Origin of the sequence: Pseudomonas sp. 2995-3 (assembly GCF_002742565.1) — a bacterium.
In the GTDB taxonomy this organism is placed as follows: Bacteria; Pseudomonadota; Gammaproteobacteria; order Pseudomonadales; family Pseudomonadaceae; genus Aquipseudomonas; species Aquipseudomonas edaphica.
On the sequence record NZ_LJSB01000141.1, the window covers coordinates 1 to 19,166 of the forward strand.

Consider the following 19,166-nt stretch of genomic DNA (forward strand, 5'->3'; position numbering starts at 1 on the left):
GATATGGCGCAGCGGACGGGACTCGAACCCGCGACCCCCGGCGTGACAGGCCGGTATTCTAACCGACTGAACTACCGCTGCGTATCGCTTGACCAGTTGAGCCTAAACCCTCAACCGTCTTTAAACGTCTGACTGATCAGCCTAAGCCTTTCAATCTCAAACCCGACAAATCGGACCTGGAAAATATGGCGCAGCGGACGGGACTCGAACCCGCGACCCCCGGCGTGACAGGCCGGTATTCTAACCGACTGAACTACCGCTGCGCGTCGGTGCAACCTTTAACGTTGCGTCTTGCCCGAAGGCAAAACTCTCAAGAAGTGGTGGGTGATGACGGGATCGAACCGCCGACCCTCTGCTTGTAAGGCAGATGCTCTCCCAGCTGAGCTAATCACCCTTTGCTTCGTTGAGGCCGCGAAATTTACGCAGGTAGCAGACCTAAGTCAATAGCCTGCTTGAAGTTTTTCTGAAAAAGACAAAATTGCTTCAAGGCGGCTACCCGCCCTACTCGCTGTAAATCATCTTCTTGCTCATGCCGCCGTCGACCACAAACTCTTGGCCAGTGACAAACCCTGCCTGACGCGACAGCAGCCACGCCACCATCGCCGCCACATCCTCAACCGTGCCCACCCTGCCCGCCGGATGCTGGGCATGATCGGCATCGGTCAAAGGCTCGGCACGCCGCGCCGCTGGATCACGCGCATCGATCCAGCCAGGGCTGACGGCATTGACCCGCACCTCCGGCCCAAGACTTATGGCCAGCGCGTGAGTCAGGGCCAGCAGCCCGCCCTTGCTCGCCGCGTAGGCCTCGGTGTCGGGCTCCGATTGACGCGCGCGGGTCGAGGCCAGGTTGACGATCGCGCCGCCATGGGCACGCAGGTACGGTGCACAGTGCTTGGCCAGCAGCATCGGCCCGCTGAGGTTCACCGCCAGCACGCGGTTCCAGTACGCCAGGTCGAGGCTTTCGAGGGTGATATTGCGCGGGTCGGCCACGGCGGCGTTGCACACCAACGCGTCCAGGCGACCGAACTGGCCGAGCACTTCAGCAACGCCCTGGGCGACCTGCTTCTCGTCGGCCACGTCCATGCTGATAAACCAGGCGTTGTCACCCAGCACCTTGGACACCTTGGAGCCGCGCTCGCGGTCCAGGTCGGTCAACACCACCTGCCAGCCTTCGCTGATCAGCCATGCCGCGATGCCGAGGCCAATGCCTCGGGCGGCGCCCGTCACCAGCGCAACACGGCCGTTACCGGCCGCTGCTGTTTCCATGGACCACTCGATCACAAGGCAGCCAGCCCGCGAGCCAGGTCAGCTTGCAGGTCGGCTACGTCTTCCAGGCCCACTGCAATGCGGATCAGGCTGTCACGGATGCCGGCCGCTTCACGCTCCTGTGGCGCCAGGCGCCCGTGGGAGGTGGTGCTGGGGTGGGTGATGGTGGTCTTGCTGTCACCCAGGTTGGCCGTGATGGAGATCAGGCGCGTTGCGTCGATAAAGCGCCAGGCGCCGTCTTTGCCGCCTTTTACTTCAAAGCTCACCACCGCGCCGAAACCACGCTGCTGACGCTGGGCCAGCGCGTGTTGCGGGTGGCTCTTGAGACCGGCGTAATGGACTTTCTCAATCCCGTCCTGTTGCTCCAGCCACTCGGCCAGGGCCTGGGCATTGGCGCAATGGGCCTTCATCCGCAGGCTGAGGGTCTCCAGGCCTTTGAGGAAGATCCACGCATTGAACGGGCTCAGAGTCGGCCCGGCGGTGCGCAAGAAACCCACCACTTCCTTCATCTGCTCGCTGCGGCCGGCGACTACGCCGCCCATGCAACGGCCCTGGCCGTCGATGAACTTGGTGGCAGAGTGCACAACAATGTCCGCGCCCAGCTTCAACGGCTGTTGCAGCGCCGGCGTACAGAAGCAGTTGTCGACCACCAGCATCGCGCCCTTGGCGTGGGCCACTTCGGACAACGCGGCGATATCTACCAACTCGGCCAGCGGATTGGACGGCGACTCGACGAACAGCAGCTTGGTGTTGGCCTTGATCGCCGCATCCCAGCCGGACAGATCCGCCAGGGGCACGTAGTCCACTTCGATGCCGAAGCGCTTGAAGTACTTCTCGAACAGGCTGATGGTGGAGCCGAACACACTGCGCGACACCAGCACATGGTCGCCAGCACTGCACAGGCTCATCACCACTGCCAGGATCGCAGCCATACCGGTCGCCGTGGCCACCGCCTGCTCAGCGCCTTCCAGGGCCGCGATACGCTCTTCGAACGCACGCACGGTCGGGTTGGTGTAACGCGAGTAAACGTTGCCCGGCACTTCACCGGCAAAGCGCGCAGCCGCGTCGGCTGCGGTGCGGAACACATAGCTGGAGGTGAAGAACATCGGGTCACCGTGCTCACCTTCCGGGGTGCGGTGCTGACCGGCGCGCACAGCCAGGGTATCGAAAGCTACGCCATCGAGGTCGCTGTCCAACCGACCGGCATCCCATTCCTGACTCATGCTGCGACTCCTTACTCAATACTCTATTTAAGATACAAAACCGGCCCCTCAGGGCCGGTGTTTACTCAGTTGTTGTACAGATCGATGATCGCACTGACCGCCTGGGTCTTGATCTTCGACGAGTCGTTACGCGCCTGCTCGATCTTGTTCAGGTAGGCCTCGTCGACATCACCGGTCACGTACTTGCCGTCGAACACAGCGCAGTCAAACTCGGCGATCTTGATCTTGCCACCACCGACCGCCTCGATCAGGTCTGGCAGGTCCTGATAGATCAACCAGTCGGCACCGATCAGGTCGGCTACATCCTGGGTCGAACGGTTGTGGGCGATCAGCTCGTGGGCGCTCGGCATGTCGATACCGTACACGTTCGGGTAACGCACGGCAGGCGCGGCGGAGCAGAAGTACACGTTCTTCGCACCGGCTTCGCGGGCCATCTGGATGATCTGCTTGCAGGTGGTGCCGCGCACGATGGAGTCGTCGACCAGCATCACGTTCTTGCCGCGGAATTCCAGCTCAATGGCGTTGAGCTTCTGGCGCACCGACTTCTTGCGCGCCGCCTGGCCAGGCATGATGAAGGTACGGCCGATATAACGGTTCTTGACGAAACCTTCGCGGAACTTGACGCCCAAGTGGTTGGCCAGCTCCAGCGCAGCGGTACGGCTGGTGTCCGGGATCGGGATCACCACGTCGATATCGTGCTCGGGACGCTCGCGCAGGATTTTCTCGGCCAGCTTCTCGCCCATGCGCAGGCGCGCCTTGTACACCGAAACACCGTCGATGATCGAGTCCGGACGCGCCAGGTAGACGTGTTCGAAGATGCACGGAGTGAGTTTCGGCGCAATCGCGCACTGACGGGTGTGCAGCTTGCCGTCTTCGGTGATGTATACGGCTTCGCCCGGTGCGAGGTCGCGGATCAGGGTGAAGCCGAGCACGTCCAGGGACACGCTTTCGGACGCGATCATGTATTCGACGCCTTCGTCGGTGTGACGCTGGCCGAACACGATCGGGCGAATGCCGTGCGGGTCACGGAAACCGACGATGCCATAACCGGTGATCATTGCGACGACGGCATAACCACCGACACAACGGTTGTGCACGTCGGTCACGGCAGCGAATACATCTTCTTCGGTCGGCTGCAACTTGCCGCGCTGGGCCAGCTCATGTGCGAACACGTTGAGCAGCACTTCCGAGTCGGAGTTGGTGTTGACGTGGCGCAGGTCAGATTCGTAAATCTCCTTGGCCAGCTGTTCAACGTTGGTCAGGTTACCGTTGTGCGCCAGGGTGATGCCGTAAGGCGAGTTGACGTAAAACGGTTGAGCTTCGGCCGAGGTCGAGCTACCGGCAGTCGGGTAACGCACATGGCCAATGCCCATGTGCCCGACGAGGCGCTGCATGTGACGCTGATGGAACACGTCACGCACCAGGCCATTGTCCTTGCGCAGGAATAACCGGCCGTCGTGGCTGGTCACAATACCGGCAGCGTCCTGGCCGCGGTGCTGGAGGACGGTTAGCGCGTCATACAGCGCCTGATTGACGTTCGACTTACCGACGATACCGACGATGCCACACATGCGACGCAACCCCTACTTAATGAATCTTGACTGAACACTACTTACTGAGGCGTTTTGGCCGGCAAGAGGTGTTCCTTGAACGGAAGATCAGCGGGTACGCTGATTCCGCTGGCCAGCCACTGACTGCTCCACCCCAATATGAGGTTCTTGGACCAATCTGCAACCAATAGAAATTTTGGCACGAGTACCGACTCCTGCCACCACGAATCCTGCTGTACCGGCCCCAGGCTCAACAGCCCGACCGCCACAACCACCAGCAAGCCGCCACGTGCGGCGCCGAAGGCCATGCCGAGAAATCGATCGGTCCCGGAGAGGCCGGTGACACGTATCAACTCGCCAATAAGATAATTGACCATTGCCCCCACCAACAGCGTGGCGATGAACATGATGGCGCAGCCCGCAATCACGCGAGCCGAAGGTGTTTCGATATACCCGGCCAGGTAAACCGACAGTGAACCACCGAACATCCAGGCTACAACTCCTGCGATGATCCAGGTCAGCAACGACAGTGCTTCTTTTACGAAGCCGCGGCTTAGACTGATCAAAGCGGAGATGGCGACGATTGCTACGATCGCCCAATCAACCCAGGTAAATGGCACAGTGCAGCCTACGTACGGATAAGGCGGCGCATTTTAGCAGAGCGCTGGGCTATCGGTAAGCTGTGATTGTGGGTGCTTTGCAAATCAATGGGTTGAGCAATCTCAAGACCACCCAAAAACAATGTGGGAGCTGGCTTGCCTGCGATGCAGGCGCCTCGGTCTTTAAGCTGGACCGCGGTGATGCTATCGCAGGCAAGCCAGCTCCCACATTTGGCTTGCATTCCAACCCTTTACTCAGCCGCGCTCAGGCTGGAACCGCACCACAAACCCATTCAGGTTCTGCTGTCGCCCCAGCAGGTCACGCAGGCGGTCCGCTTCGGCGCGCTCGATCAGCGGCCCGATAAATACGCGATTTTTGCCGTCGGCACTGCGGATATAGGCGTTATACCCCTGGGCACGCAACTTTTTCTGCAAGGCATCGGCGCTTTCACGGTTGGCCAGGCTGGCGAGCTGGATCGACCAACTAATCGGCAGACCATTCGGGTCGATACGGCTTTGACCGACATCCGGCTTGCCCGGCGCGGCAGGTTGTGGCGCTACCGGCTTGGGCGCAGGGGCTGGCGCAGCAGGTTTGGCAGCCACCACCGGGGCCGCTGGAGCGGGCGCCGGCTTGACCACCGGCACACTCTGTTGCACCGGCACTGCTGGCGCCGCTGGAGCCGTTTGCGCAGCCACCTCATCATCGCTCGGCACCGGTTCTTCAGGCAGCGTCTGCGGCTCAGGCACCACCACCGGCTCCACCTGAACTTGCGGCATCGCTGGCGCCTGTGGCGCTGCCGGTGCCTCGACCACGACCTGGCGCTGTTCGTCCTGGCGCGAAAACAGCATCGGCAGGAAAATCACCGCCAACGCCACCAACACCAGGGCTCCGACCATTCGCTGCTTGTATGCGCTATCCAGTAATGCCATGTGCAGCTTCCTCCGTGGAGCGCCGGGCCAACCACTCAAGCGCCTCGGCAACACAATAAAATGATCCGAACAACAGAATCTCGTCCTCGGCCGTCGCCACTGCACATTGCGCCTCAAGCGCTGCAGTGACGCTTGCATACGACGCCGCCGACGCACCAAGGTTCTGCAATGCCACTTGCAGTTCGGCAGCCGGGCGACTGCGCGGCGTGTCCAGCGGCGCTACCGCCCAAGCCTGGACATTGCCGAGTAACGGCGCAACCACACCGTCCAGATCCTTGTCAGCCAACAGCCCGAACACCGCCAGGCGACGACCGGCAGGTGGCGTGCGTGACAGACGTTGCGCCAGGTACTCGGCGGCGTGCGGGTTGTGCCCCACATCCAGCAGCAGGTTCAAACGCTTGCCTTCCCACTCGAATGTGCGGCGATCCAGGCGCCCCACCACACGAGTAGCCAGCAACGTGGCAGCAATCTGCTCGGGATTCCACGGCAGATCCATCAACAGGTACGCTTGCAGCGCCAGCGCGGCGTTTTCCATCGGCAGGTTCAGCAGCGGCAAATCCCGCAGCTCTACCACCTGGGCACGCGCATCACACCCGCGCCACTGCCAATGCTGGTCGCCAACTTCGAGATTGAATTCGCGGCCGCGCAGGTAAAATGGGCAATCCAGCTCGCGCACCTTGTCCAGCAAAGGCTGCGGCGGGTTCAGGTCACCACACAGCGCCGGCTTGCCTTGGCGGAAGATCCCGGCCTTTTCATAAGACACCGACTCGCGAGTGTTGCCCAGATAGTCCGCATGGTCGACACCAATGCTGGTTACCAGCGCGATATCGGCGTCCACCACGTTAACGGTATCCAGACGCCCGCCAAGCCCGACTTCCAGCACGACCACATCCAACTGCGCACGCTCGAACAGCCAGAAAGCCGCCAAGGTGCCCATTTCAAAGTAAGTCAGGGAAATTTCGCCACGGCCGGCATCCAGTGCGGCGAAGGCTTCGCAAAGCTGCGCGTCAGTGGCTTCGATGCCATTGAGCTGCACCCGCTCGTTATAACGCAGCAGGTGCGGAGAATTGTAGACGCCTACTTTAAGCCCTTGGGCTTGCAGCAGCGCCGCGACAAAGGCACAGGTAGAGCCTTTGCCGTTGGTGCCGGTCACCGTGATTACACGCGGCGCCGGGCGGCCCAACCCGAGGCGGGCCGCTACCTGTTGCGAGCGCTCCAGGCCCATGTCGATGGCTGACGGATGCAACTGCTCAAGGTAAGCGAGCCATTCGCCCAGGGTACGTTGGGTCATAGGTTTGCTGGCACCGGCGGAACAACGATAGGTTCGATTTTAGGTGCGACGTACACAGGCGTCGGCAAGCCCATCATTTGCGCCAGCAGGTTACCCAGGCGTGGGCGCAGTTCACCGCGCGGGATGATCAGGTCGATCGCACCATGCTCCAGCAGGAACTCGCTGCGCTGGAAGCCTTCCGGCAGCTTTTCACGTACGGTCTGCTCGATCACGCGCGGGCCGGCAAAGCCGATCAGTGCTTTGGGCTCACCAACGATCACGTCACCCAGCATCGCCAGGCTGGCGGAAACACCGCCGTAAACCGGGTCAGTCAGTACCGAGATGAACGGGATGCCTTCTTCACGCAGACGCGCCAGTACCGCAGAGGTCTTGGCCATTTGCATCAAGGAGATCAGCGCTTCCTGCATGCGCGCACCACCAGAGGCAGCGAAGCAGATCATCGGGCAACGATTTTCCAGCGCGTAGTTGGCGGCACGTACAAAACGCTCGCCGACGATGGCACCCATGGAACCGCCCATGAAGGAAAATTCGAACGCGGACACTACCACCGGCATACCCAGCAGCTTGCCGCTGACCGAAATCAGCGCGTCTTTTTCGCCGGTCTGCTTCTGCGCTGCGGTCAAGCGGTCCTTGTACTTCTTGCCGTCGCGGAACTTGAGACGGTCAACCGGCTCCAGGTCTGCGCCCAGCTCGTTACGGCCGTCGGCATCAAGGAAGATGTCGATGCGCGCACGGGCGCCGATGCGCATGTGATGGTTGCACTTGGGGCAAACGTCCAGGGTCTTTTCCAGCTCCGGGCGGTACAGCACCGCGTCGCAGGATGGGCACTTGTGCCACAGACCTTCAGGAACCGAGCTTTTCTTCACCTCGGACCGCATGATCGAAGGGATCAGTTTGTCTACTAACCAGTTGCTCATGCTTTCTTTCTCCAGTACCGGTGGCTTGAACACAGCCCCGCGTATGCCCTTGAGCTAAATTCATATGTGGCGATGACACAGGCTGGACGGGGTCAGACGTTCGACCGGCCATTTCCCGCCTGTATCCTCAGCCTTCCAGACAACCTGCCAACGCAGGGTTGCCACTTCATTTCCGGGCCTCCCGCAGGCGGCACCGGTGCTGTTCTACACAGTGGTAGTTATGGACGGCGGCAGACTGCCAGCCGTCACATCGCGCCACTGCTGTTGCGCACGGCCTGCATGAATGCGCGAATCTTGTGGTGATCCTTGATGCCCTTGCCCTGCTCCACTCCGCCGCTGACGTCCACCGCATAAGGCCGGACCTGCTCGATGGCCGCCGCGACATTCGCGGGATTGAGCCCACCTGCGAGGATGATCGGCTTGCTCAAGCCTTCGGGAATCAGCGTCCAGTCGAACGCCTCACCCGTGCCGCCGGGCACGCCTTCGACATAGGTATCCAGCAAAATGCCGCGAGCGCCAGTATAGGCGGCGCACGCAGCAGCAATGTCATCTCCGGCCTTGACGCGCAGCGCCTTGATGTACGGGCGCTGGTAGCTTTCGCATTCATCGGGGCTTTCGTCACCGTGAAATTGCAGCATATCCAACGGCACGGCATCCAGGGTTTCGTTGAGTTCGCAACGGCTGGCGTTGACGAACAGCCCCACGGTGGTCACAAATGGCGGCAGCGCAGCGATAATCGCCCGCGCCTGCAACACATTCACCGCGCGCGGGCTCTTGGCATAAAACACGAAACCGATGGCATCCGCCCCCGCTTCGACTGCCGCCAGCGCGTCTTCTATGCGGGTAATCCCGCAAATCTTGCTGCGAACGGCTGGCATGTCGTGGAAACCTCAGGGGTTGGGCCGAGAAAGTCCCGGATGGTAACAAAAGCGCTTGCAGGCGTCAGCCGTCAAGTTCGCTGAAACCTGTGAGGAAATGTGGACCGATAAAGCGCTGCGGCAATTCAAACTCGTCGCGGTACTCCACATCCACCAGGTACAAGCCGAACGGGTGCGCCGTGACACCGCCGGTGCGGCGAACGCGGCTCTCCAGCACTTCCCGCGCCCACTCCACCGGGCGCTCGCCAGTGCCGATGGTCATCAGCACACCGGCAATATTGCGCACCATGTGGTGCAGGAAAGCACCGGCGCGGATATCCAGCACGATCATCTTGCCGTGACGGGTCACGCGCAGGTGATGGACTTCCTTGATCGGCGATTTAGCCTGGCATTGCCCCGCACGGAAGGCGCTGAAATCATGCACGCCGACCAGATGCTGGGCGGCCTCGGCCATACGTTCGGCATCCAGCGGGCGGTGGTTCCAGGTGATTTCTTGATTCAGGTGCGCCGGGCGGATCTGATCGTTGTAGATCACATAGCGGTAGCGCCGGGCAATGGCCTTGAAGCGCGCATGAAAATGCGCAGGCATGACCTTGGCCCAGGTCACGCTGACGTCATGGGGCAAATTGATATTAGCGCCCATCACCCAGGCTTTCAGCGTGCGCTCGGCCTGGGTGTCAAAGTGCACCACCTGGCCACAGGCATGCACACCGGCATCGGTACGCCCGGCACACATCAGCGAGACCGGCGAATCCGCCACCTTCGACAACGCGTTTTCGAGGGTTTCCTGCACAGTCAGCACACCTGAAGCCTGGCGCTGCCAGCCGCGATAGCGCGAACCTTTGTATTCCACGCCCAAGGCGATGCGGTTAAAGCCTGCGGCCGCCATTTCGGCAGCCGCGTTATCTATATTTGCCAAGAACTGAGAGCCCGATGAGTTGCGCGAAGGCGGGCATTATAAAGGCGCTGGAGCTATGCGGGGCGCTTTTGTTGTGTGGGAGCTGGCTTGCCTGCGATACAGGCACCTCGGTCTACAGTTGAGACCCGGTTGACGCCATCGCAGGCAAGCCAGCTCCCACACAAACCCGCTCCCACAGGGGGTTTGTATCAATTGTTAGATTTTGCCGAGCATTTCCTTGGCTTCATCGCGCTGCTCTTCACTGCCCTCGGTCAGCACTTCATTGAGGATGTCCTTTGCGCCATCCGCATCGCCCATGTCGATGTAGGCCTGGGCCAAGTCCAGCTTGGTGGCGACCTCGTCGGTGCCGGAAAGGAAGTCAAACTCCGGCTCATCAGCGCCCAACGCCGCGTCTTCAGCGGTGAAGGAAGGCTCGATCGGCGGATGCTCGAGGCTCGAAGACAGGCGATCGAGTTCTGCGTTGACGTCATCGAGCTCCGAGGCGAATGCATCAGGCTTGGCAACGGCCGGGGCTTGCGGCTCGTCCGCCAGGGACAGGTCGAAGTCCTCCGGCAGGTCAAAATCGTCCAGCGCAGCCGGCTTGAGGGTCGGCGGCTCAACAGCCGGCACGTCCTTCATTTGATCTTCCAGGCCCGACAGGAAGTCGTCATCGGCCTGCGAAGACGGAGCCTCAAGCTGCAAGTCCAGGTCGAAGTCCGACAGGTCATCAGGGCTGGCCTTGGCTTCGGTCTGCTGTTGCAGCACCGACTCAAAGCTCGGCGCGTCTTTCGGGCTGACTACGGTGGGTGACGCCGCTTCCAGGTCATCCAGACTCAGGTCGAAATCGGTGTCGAACGCCTCAGGCTCCGGGGCAGGCGCGGCGGGCTTGTCTTCGAGCAAGTCCTTGACGTATTGAGCATCCAGGGCCGCCGCTGCCACCGCAGCACTGACGCCCGCAGCCAACACGGCCATGGCCGGGAAGCGGTTTTTGAGCTGCTCGACCTGGGCATGGTTTTCACCATTGGCCACCAGTTGACGCTCCTGGGTGACGAAACCGTCCTTGTCGCCTTGCAGGCCATAGACTTCCATCAACTTCAGGCGCAGGTCGCTGCGCTTGGGTTCGCGCTTGATCGCCTGCTCCAGCACATCGGCGGCCTGGTTCAGGTGGCCACGGTCGATATGGGATTGCGCTTGCGCCAGTGCATCACTGGAGTTTTCCGGGGCGACGGCGACGGCCAATGGCGCCAGCACGGAGGCGACCGATGGCACCACCACAGGCTCAGCAACCGCCGCCGGCGCAGGAGCAGCAGCCAATTTAACGTTCGGCGCTGCCACCTCAAGGCCTTCGAAGCTGTCCGCAGGCAGATCGTGATCCACATTTGGCGTAAATGCCGGTTCTTCGGCCAGCGCGCGTGCCATGCGCAGGTGCTTTTCCTCTTCGAGGCGCGCATTGCGATGGCGCGCCCACAGCAGCAGAAGCAACAACACCAGCAAGCCAGCCGCGCCACCGATTACACCAAGGACGATCGGATTGGTCAGCAGCTCGTTGAACTTGCCTTCGTTGGTGGCAGGCGTGTCCTGCGCCTTGATTGGCTCAGGCGCGGGTGCTGCGGCAACGGGCGCCGCCTCAGCGGGTGCAGGCGTTGGCGTAGCTTCAGTTGCCAATTGAGCCGGCATCGCCGCTGTCGCCTGCGCCGCCGGCTCAGGGTTACCGGCCTGCAACCTGGCGAGTTGATCGTTTTTCAGTTGAATCAGTTTTTGCAGCTTGTCCAGTTGGCTTTGCAGGTCGGCCGCACGGCTTTTGAGCTCTTCATTGTCGCGACGGGTGGTGTCCAGCTGCTCCTGGGTCATCGCCAGTTTATCGCTCACCGCTCGGCTATCACCGGCCTTGCCCTTTGCGCCTTTTTTGGCCGACTCCGCCGAGACCAGGCTCAAGTTGTCCTTGGCCGTGGTGCTCGACGGCGCATTGCCCGCCTGGGTGCGCTTGGTCGCGTCCAGCTGTTGCTTGCCCGCCACCGGGTTACTGGCTGCGCGACGACCTGCGCGCCAGGCAGCATTTTGCGCAGTCACTTCGGCAATCGCCTCGGGCTGCGGCAAGCTGGTGGCTTGCTGGCGGTCCGGCAGGCGCAGAACCTGGCCGGTTTTCAGGCGATTGATGTTGCCGTCGACAAAGGCATCAGGATTAAGCGCCTGGATGGCCAGCATGGTTTGCTGCACCGACGCACCGTTGCGATTCTTTTCGGCAATTTCCCACAAGGTGTCGTGAGAGGTCGTGGTGTGTTGAGCGGATTTGCTGGCGGTCTTCGCCGGGTTGGCGGCCGCAGTGCTGGCCGGTGCGCTCAAGCGCGGCGCGGGCGCGTTGGCGGTCGGCGCCGGCTGCTCGAACTTGGCCGGGTCGAGCAACACACTGTAGTCGCGCATCAGGCGGCCATTGGGCCACTGCACCTGCAGCAGGAAACGTACGTAGGAATCGGGCAGCGGCTTGCTGGAGGTGACGCGCACCACACTGCGGCCGCTGGGGTTGACCACCGGGGTAAACGTCAGGTCATTGAGAAACGCCTGGCGGTCAACGCCTGCATCGACAAACGCCTGGTCGGAGGCCAGGCTCGGGGTGATCTCGGCAGCCGTGAGGCCGCCCACGTCGAGCAATTCGATTTCCACCGACAACGGCTGGTTCAGCTTCGATTTGAGGGTCATCTCCCCAAGTTGCAGCGCCTGCGCCATACCGGAGGACAGCGCCGAGGCGGCCGCTATTGCTAACACCAGTTTGCGAACTTGAACCATAGCCTCATCCTTTGTCTGAACACTCCCCGGCCTGCGAGAAGGTTGGTAACCGCTGCCATAAGGCATGGCGAGCCGATAGGTTACCGACGCGCTTCTTTACCGCTTGGGGCCAAGCATAGCGCCTGGCTAGAATCAATCTACAAATTGCCGCCAAGTATCTTTTACACAAGGCCTTTTATCAACAACTGCGCCAGCTGTACGGCGTTGAGTGCCGCGCCCTTGCGTACGTTATCTGACGTCAGCCACAGATTTAGTTCCGCCGGGTCATCCACACCTGCACGCACACGGCCGACGTAGACCACATCCTGGCCGACCGCATCGCCCACAGCCGTGGGGTAATCGCCCTCTTCAACCAGTTCGATGCCAGGCGCCGCTTCCAATGCACGGTTCACCGCTGCCAGATCGACCGGCGCGCCCAATTGCAACGACACCGTCAGGCTATCGCCAAAAAACACCGGGGCTTGAACGCAGGTTGCAGAAATCTTCAGCAATGGAGTTTCCAGCACCGCGCGCAGTTCGTGTACGAGACGTTTCTCCAGGGCTGTATGACCTTTCGCATCTGGCGTGCCGACTTGTGCCAAAAGGTTGAAGGCCATTTGCCGATCAAAGAACTTGGGCTCCAGCGGGCGCACGTTCAACAGTTCGGCGGTCTGTCGTGCCAGCTCGCTGACGGCTTCACGGCCCTGGGCGGATACCGCCAGGTTGGCGGTGACGCTGACACGCTGGATCTCCAACAATTCACGCAACGGCGCCAGCACCACGGCCAGGTTGGTCGCCGATGGGCTTGGGCTGCTCAGCTGGAAGGGCTTTTTCAAACTGTCCAGTACATGGGCATTGGCTTCTGGCACCACGTGAGGCGCCTGTTCAGCAGGCAAGGCGCCAGACAGGTCGATCACCGCGCAACCGGCAGCGGTGGCGCGCGGGGCAAAGCTCAAGGTAACGGCCGGGCCGGCCGCAAAGAAGGCAAACTGCGCTTTTTTGAAATCGAACTCATCGACTTCCTTGACCCGCACGTTCTTGCCGCGAAACGGCACGGAGGCGCCGGCCGAATTGCTGCCGGCCAGCAGATAGAGGGTGCCCACCGGAAAATCCAGTTCTTCGAGAATCTGCACCAGGGTTTCACCGACGGTGCCAGTGGCGCCGATCACGGCGATTTCAAAGGTCTGGGTCATGGAGGCTGCCTCGGGCATTGCGGGGGGAGCGGCACTTTACCGGGTGGCTCGGGGTGAGGCAATTAAGCTGGCCTTTGTGGTGAGGCTGATGGCCTCATCGCAGGCAAGCCAGCTCCCACCCTTGAATGTGTTTACAAAACACAATGTGGGAGCTGGCTTGCCTGCGATGGCGGCCTCAAGGGCAACAAAAAACCCGCGCCTGTCACCAGTACGCGGGTTTCTCTTACGGCTTCAAGCGATCAACGCTCAAGCAAGATCCGCAGCATGCGACGCAGCGGCTCGGCAGCGCCCCACAGCAGTTGGTCGCCGACCGTGAACGCGCCGAGGAACTGGCTGCCCATGTTCAGCTTGCGCAGACGGCCCACCGGTACATTCAGGGTGCCGGTGACCTTGGTCGGGCTCAGCTCCTGCATGCTGATGTCGCGGTTGTTCGGCACCAGCTTGACCCACGGGTTGTGCTGGCTGATCAACCCTTCGATATCGGCGATCGGCACGTCTTTGTTCAGCTTGATGGTCAGCGCCTGGCTGTGGCAGCGCATGGCGCCGATGCGCACGCAGATGCCGTCGACCGGGATCGGGCTCTTGAAGCGACCCAAAATCTTGTTGGTCTCGGCCTGGGCCTTCCACTCTTCGCGGCTCTGGCCGTTTGGCAGTTCCTTGTCGATCCACGGGATCAGGCTGCCGGCCAATGGCACACCGAAGTTCTCGGTCGGGTAAGCGTCGCTGCGCATGGCTTCGGCCACGCGGCGGTCGATGTCGAGGATCGCGCTGGCAGGGTCGGCCAGTTGATCGGCAACAGCGGCGTGGGTCGCGCCCATCTGCTTGATCAGTTCACGCATGTTCTGCGCACCGGCGCCGGACGCCGCCTGATAAGTCATGGCGCTCATCCACTCAACCAGGCCGGCTTCGAACAAGCCGCCCAGGCCCATCAGCATCAGGCTGACGGTGCAATTGCCGCCGACGTAGTTCTTGGTGCCGGCATCCAGTTGCTGGTCGATGACCTTGCGGTTCACCGGGTCGAGGATGATCACCGCGTCGTCCTGCATGCGCAGGCTGGAGGCGGCGTCGATCCAGTAACCCTGCCAGCCGGCTTCGCGCAGCTTGGGGAAGACTTCGCTGGTGTAGTCGCCACCCTGGCAGGTCAGGATCACATCGAGGGTTTTCAGCTCTTCAATGCTGTAGGCGTCCTTGAGCGGGGCGATATCCTTGCCCACGGACGGCCCTTGGCCACCTACGTTCGAAGTGGTGAAAAACACCGGCTCAATAAGATCGAAATCCTGCTCTTCCAGCATCCGCTGCATGAGCACGGAACCGACCATACCGCGCCAACCGATCAGACCTACACGTTTCATCGCAACTACACCTTGTTAAAAAGTGGGCCGCCTTGCAGCAACAACTGCAAGCGGGCCGGAGAGATTACAGATTCCGCAGCGCGGCGACTACTGCGTCGCCCATTTCTTGCGTGCCGACTTTGGTGCAACCCTGTGACCAAATGTCACCGGTGCGCAAACCTTGATCCAGCACCAGGCTTACGGCCTTCTCGATGGCATCCGCCGCTTCGCTCAGGTTGAAGCTGTAACGCAGCATCATCGAGACCGACAAAATCGTCGCCAGCGGGTTGGCAATGCCCTGGCCCGCGATGTCCGGCGCCGAACCGTGGCAAGGCTCGTACATGCCCTTGTTGTTGGTGTCCAGGGACGCCGACGGCAGCATGCCGATGGAGCCGGTGAGCATCGAGGCCTGGTCCGACAGGATGTCGCCAAACAGGTTATCGGTGACGATCACGTCAAACTGCTTGGGCGCACGCACCAGTTGCATGGCAGCGTTGTCGACGTACATGTGGCTCAGCTCGACGTCCGGGTAGTCCTTGGCGACTTCCTCGACGATTTCGCGCCACAGTTGGCTGGAGGCCAGTACGTTGGCTTTATCGACCGAGCAGACCTTTTTGCCGCGCACACGGGCCATGTCGAAACCGACACGGGCGATACGGCGGATTTCACTCTCGCTGTACGGCAGCGTGTCGTAGGCCTGGCGTTCGCCATTCTCCAACTCGCGCACGCCGCGTGGCGAGCCAAAATAGATACCGCCGGTCAGTTCACGCACGATCAGGATATCCAGGCCCGCGACCACTTCCGGTTTGAGGCTCGACGCGTCGGCCAACTGCGGGTAGAGGATGGCCGGGCGCAGGTTGCCGAACAGGCCCAGTTGCGCGCGGATTTTCAGCAGGCCGCGCTCAGGGCGGATGTCACGCTCGATCTTGTCCCATTTCGGGCCACCCACGGCGCCGAGCAGCACGGCATCGGCCGCACGGGCGCGGTCCAGGGTTTCGTCAGCCAGCGGCACGCCGTGCTTGTCGATGGCCGCGCCGCCGATCACGTCGTGGCTCAGCTCAAAGCCCAGGCTGTACTTGCTGTTGGCGAGTTCCAGGACCTTGACCGCTTCGGCCATGATTTCCGGACCAATACCGTCGCCAGGGAGAATCAGAATCTGCTTGCTCATGCGTTCCTCATTTCATCAAGCGACCCGCCCGTGGGCAGGTCGGGAAAAATCAATCAGCGTTCAGCGAAAACCACCAGCACGTCGGTGCTGAAGGTGCCGTCGGCTTGAATCTCGTAGTAATCGCGCACTTCCTGGCCCATTGCCTGTTGCAGCGCAAGGATCGCCGCGCGCAATACCTCTGGCGTGCGCATGCGCTCGACCCACGAGGTGTATTCCAGGCGCAGGCGTTGACGGCTGCTGGTGCGCACATGCAAGCCGGATTCGCTGAGCTGTTGCATCCATTCGGCGGCGCAATAATCGCGTACGTGGCTGGTGTCACGCAGCACTTCGACGGTTTGCAGGTAAGTGTCCAACAGTGGGCTGCCCGGTGACAAGACGTCGACGAAGGCTGCCACGCCACCGGGCTTGAGCACCCGGCGCACTTCGCGCAGCGCCAGGCCCAGGTCGCTCCAGTGGTGGGCCGAGTAGCGGCTGAACACGAAGTCGAACTCGCCGTCGGCGAATGGCAGGCGCTCGGCGGCGCCGTGTACGGTGCGGATGTTGGCCAGGTTGCGGTCTATAGCAGCTGCGGCAACCACGTCGAGCATCTGTTGGGACAGGTCGTAGGCCACGACCTCGTTGACCAGTGGCGCCACCTGGAAACTCACATGCCCCGCACCGCAGCCCAAATCCAGCAGGCGCGCAGCGCCCTGCCCGGCCAATTCGGCCTGGAGCAGCGCGAATTCGGTGCCTTGGGCGTGCACGGCACTGCTCAGGTAGGCGGAGGCTTGCTCGCCGAATTGTTTTTGCACGACTTGGGTGTGGGCGGTGGTGGTCATGGTGGCTTTCCTTGGGTTTTGGGGTGGTTGTACGGGCGCTATCGCAGGCAAGCCAGCTCCCACAGTGGAATGCATTCCAGGGTGGGAGTCGGGCTTGCCCGCGATGGGGCCCGCACGGTTACCGCCAATCAGGCATCGCGAAACAACCAGGGCTGGCTCGCCCGGTGTTTGGCTTCAAACGCGGCAATCGCATCGCCGTCCTGCAAGGTCAGGCCGATATCGTCCAGGCCATTGATCAGGCAATGCTTGCGGAACGCATCCACCTCGAAGTGATACACCTTGCCGTCCGGACGGGTCACGGTCTGCGCGGCCAGGTCAACGGTCAGTTGGTAGCCCACATCAGCTTCCACCTGCTTGAACAACTCATCCACTTCGGCATCGCTCAAGATGATCGGCAGCAAGCCGTTCTTGAAGCTGTTGTTGAAGAAGATGTCGGCGTAGCTTGGCGCGATGATGCTGCGAAAGCCATATTCTTCCAGCGCCCACGGCGCGTGTTCACGGCTGGAGCCGCAGCCAAAGTTTTCCCGCGCCAGCAATACACTGGCGCCCTGATAGCGTTCGGCGTTGAGTACGAAATCCTTGTTCAACGGGCGCTTGGAGTTGTCCTGGTAGGCGTAGCCCACGTCCAGGTAGCGCCACTCGTCGAACAGGTTAGGGCCGAAACCGGTGCGCTTGATCGACTTCAAGAACTGCTTGGGGATGATCTGGTCGGTGTCGACGTTGGCGCGATCCAAAGGGGCGACAAGGCCGGTGTGTTGGGTAAAAGCTCTCATCGGGTATTCCTCAGATCAATTCGCGAACGTCGATGAAACGACCGTTGACGGCAGCCGCAGCGGCCATGGCCGGGCTGACCAGGTGGGTACGGCCACCAGCGCCCTGACGCCCTTCGAAGTTACGGTTGGACGTAGACGCGCAATGCTCGCCCGATTCCAAACGATCCGGGTTCATCGCCAGGCACATCGAGCAGCCCGGCTCACGCCATTCAAAACCGGCTTCGAGGAAGATCTTGTCCAGGCCTTCGGCTTCGGCTTGGGCTTTGACCAGGCCCGAACCCGGCACCACGATGGCTTGCTTGATGGTCGAAGCCACTTTGCGGCCCTTGGCGATCACCGCCGCAGCGCGCAGGTCTTCGATCCGCGAGTTGGTGCAGGAACCGATAAACACGCGATCCAACTGAATGTCGGTGATCGCCTGGTTGGCTTGCAAGCCCATGTATTTCAGGGCGCGCTCGATGGAACCGCGCTTGACCAAGTCGGTTTCTTTAGCCGGGTCCGGCACGTTCTGGTCAACCGCCAGGACCATTTCCGGCGAGGTACCCCAGCTGACTTGCGGCTTGATCTGGGCAGCGTCGAGCTCGACCACGGTGTCGAACACCGCGTCGGTGTCGGAGACCAGGTCTTTCCAGGCCTCAACGGCGGCATCCCAATCGGCGCCCGCCGGTGCGAATGGGCGACCTTTGACGTATTCAACGGTTTTTTCGTCCGCCGCCACCATGCCCACGCGGGCACCGGCTTCGATGGACATGTTGCAGATGGTCATGCGGCCTTCGATGGACAGGTCGCGAATCGCGCTGCCGGCGAATTCGATGGCGTGGCCGTTACCGCCGGCGGTGCCAATCTTGCCGATCACGGCCAGCACGATGTCTTTGGCGGTCACGCCGAACGGCAATTTGCCTTCGACTTTCACCAACATATTTTTCATCTTCTTGGCGACCAGGCACTGGGTGGCGAACACATGTTCCACCTCGGAGGTGCCGATGCCGTGCGCCAGGGCGCCGAACGCGCCGTGGGTGGACGTGTGGGAGTCGCCGCAGACCACGGTCATGCCCGGCAAGGTGGCGCCCTGCTCCGGGCCGATCACGTGGACGATGCCTTGACGCACATCATTCATCTTGAATTCGGTGATGCCATATTCGTCGCAGTAGTCGTCGAGGGTCTGCACCTGAAGGCGCGACACGGTGTCGACGATGGCGTCGATCCCGCCCTTGCGTTCCGGGGTGGTCGGCACGTTGTGGTCCGGGGTGGCGATGATCGAGTCGACGCGCCAAGGCTTGCGCCCGGCCAGTCGCAGGCCTTCGAACGCTTGGGGCGAGGTCACTTCATGGATGATGTGACGGTCGATATAGATCAGCGACGAGCCATCGTCGCGCCGTTTCACTTCATGGGAATCCCAAAGCTTGTCGTAAAGCGTTTTGCCGGCCATCAGTCGGTCCTCATCACAGGTGCATCTATACGCCGGGCTTTTCAATAACCCTTTGGCTTGTGAGGCTGATGGTATGGCGCTACATTAAATAACTCAAATTCATATTTTTTATGCTTTGGATTACCAACTGGAATACCAC

General features: G+C 61.4%; 16 protein-coding genes and 3 tRNA genes. All 19 read right to left on the reverse strand.

Annotation, left to right across the window (positions count from 1 at the left end; all coding sequences use genetic code 11):
• Window positions 1–4: 4 nt before the first annotated feature.
• A tRNA-Asp gene (locus AOA62_RS07410) sits at window positions 5–81 on the reverse strand.
• A 105-nt stretch (window positions 82–186) separates the two neighbouring features.
• Window positions 187–263 (reverse strand) — tRNA-Asp (locus AOA62_RS07415).
• 55 nt (window positions 264–318) lie between these two features.
• Window positions 319–394: transfer RNA gene (locus AOA62_RS07420), tRNA-Val, on the reverse strand.
• Window positions 395–501: 107 nt separating this feature from the next.
• Window positions 502–1,266 (reverse strand): SDR family oxidoreductase, encoded by a 765-nt coding sequence (locus tag AOA62_RS07425; RefSeq protein ID WP_020372699.1) that lies wholly within the window; start codon window positions 1,264–1,266, stop codon window positions 502–504.
• An 11-nt stretch (window positions 1,267–1,277) separates the two neighbouring features.
• Complete coding sequence (locus tag AOA62_RS07430) at window positions 1,278–2,489, reverse strand: O-succinylhomoserine sulfhydrylase (protein WP_017138747.1); 1,212 nt, start codon at window positions 2,487–2,489, stop codon at window positions 1,278–1,280.
• Between the two features lie 65 nt (window positions 2,490–2,554).
• Entirely contained in the window at window positions 2,555–4,060 is a 1,506-nt protein-coding gene (gene purF, locus AOA62_RS07435) for an amidophosphoribosyltransferase (protein ID WP_017138746.1), read from the reverse strand.
• A 41-nt stretch (window positions 4,061–4,101) separates the two neighbouring features.
• Entirely contained in the window at window positions 4,102–4,659 is a 558-nt protein-coding gene (locus AOA62_RS07440) for a CvpA family protein (protein WP_003212681.1), read from the reverse strand.
• A 234-nt stretch (window positions 4,660–4,893) separates the two neighbouring features.
• Window positions 4,894–5,568, reverse strand: coding sequence for an SPOR domain-containing protein (locus tag AOA62_RS07445; protein ID WP_099548303.1), 675 nt, complete (start codon window positions 5,566–5,568; stop codon window positions 4,894–4,896).
• Window positions 5,552–6,859, reverse strand: coding sequence for a bifunctional tetrahydrofolate synthase/dihydrofolate synthase (gene folC, locus AOA62_RS07450; RefSeq protein ID WP_099548305.1), 1,308 nt, complete (start codon window positions 6,857–6,859; stop codon window positions 5,552–5,554). Before folC ends, AOA62_RS07445 begins: the two co-directional genes overlap by 17 nt.
• Window positions 6,856–7,776 carry an acetyl-CoA carboxylase, carboxyltransferase subunit beta gene (gene accD / locus AOA62_RS07455; protein WP_003234319.1) on the reverse strand — a complete coding sequence of 307 codons (921 nt, stop codon included), beginning with the start codon at window positions 7,774–7,776 and terminating at the stop codon, window positions 6,856–6,858. The genes folC and accD overlap by 4 nt, the downstream gene beginning before the upstream one ends.
• A gap of 245 nt (window positions 7,777–8,021) precedes the next feature.
• Window positions 8,022–8,654 carry a phosphoribosylanthranilate isomerase gene (locus AOA62_RS07460; RefSeq protein WP_017138743.1) on the reverse strand — a complete coding sequence of 211 codons (633 nt, stop codon included), beginning with the start codon at window positions 8,652–8,654 and terminating at the stop codon, window positions 8,022–8,024.
• 64 nt (window positions 8,655–8,718) lie between these two features.
• Entirely contained in the window at window positions 8,719–9,543 is an 825-nt protein-coding gene (truA, locus tag AOA62_RS07465; RefSeq protein ID WP_026013815.1) for a tRNA pseudouridine(38-40) synthase TruA, read from the reverse strand.
• 225 nt (window positions 9,544–9,768) lie between these two features.
• The gene (locus AOA62_RS07470; RefSeq protein WP_099548307.1) at window positions 9,769–12,336 is read right to left on the reverse strand and encodes a FimV/HubP family polar landmark protein; all 2,568 of its coding nucleotides are present in this window, start codon (window positions 12,334–12,336) and stop codon (window positions 9,769–9,771) included.
• Window positions 12,337–12,497: 161 nt separating this feature from the next.
• Window positions 12,498–13,508 carry an aspartate-semialdehyde dehydrogenase gene (locus tag AOA62_RS07475; protein ID WP_099548309.1) on the reverse strand — a complete coding sequence of 337 codons (1,011 nt, stop codon included), beginning with the start codon at window positions 13,506–13,508 and terminating at the stop codon, window positions 12,498–12,500.
• Between the two features lie 239 nt (window positions 13,509–13,747).
• Entirely contained in the window at window positions 13,748–14,860 is a 1,113-nt protein-coding gene (gene asd, locus AOA62_RS07480) for an aspartate-semialdehyde dehydrogenase (RefSeq protein ID WP_017138739.1), read from the reverse strand.
• Between the two features lie 64 nt (window positions 14,861–14,924).
• The gene (gene leuB, locus AOA62_RS07485) at window positions 14,925–16,007 is read right to left on the reverse strand and encodes a 3-isopropylmalate dehydrogenase (RefSeq protein ID WP_021491199.1); all 1,083 of its coding nucleotides are present in this window, start codon (window positions 16,005–16,007) and stop codon (window positions 14,925–14,927) included.
• 53 nt (window positions 16,008–16,060) lie between these two features.
• Entirely contained in the window at window positions 16,061–16,825 is a 765-nt protein-coding gene (locus AOA62_RS07490; RefSeq protein WP_017138737.1) for a class I SAM-dependent methyltransferase, read from the reverse strand.
• Between the two features lie 128 nt (window positions 16,826–16,953).
• On the reverse strand, window positions 16,954–17,598 hold the full coding sequence (gene leuD / locus AOA62_RS07495; RefSeq protein WP_003234333.1) for a 3-isopropylmalate dehydratase small subunit: 645 nt from the start codon (window positions 17,596–17,598) through the stop codon (window positions 16,954–16,956).
• Between the two features lie 10 nt (window positions 17,599–17,608).
• Window positions 17,609–19,027, reverse strand: coding sequence for a 3-isopropylmalate dehydratase large subunit (gene leuC, locus AOA62_RS07500; protein ID WP_099548310.1), 1,419 nt, complete (start codon window positions 19,025–19,027; stop codon window positions 17,609–17,611).
• Between the last annotated feature and the right edge of the window lie 139 nt (window positions 19,028–19,166).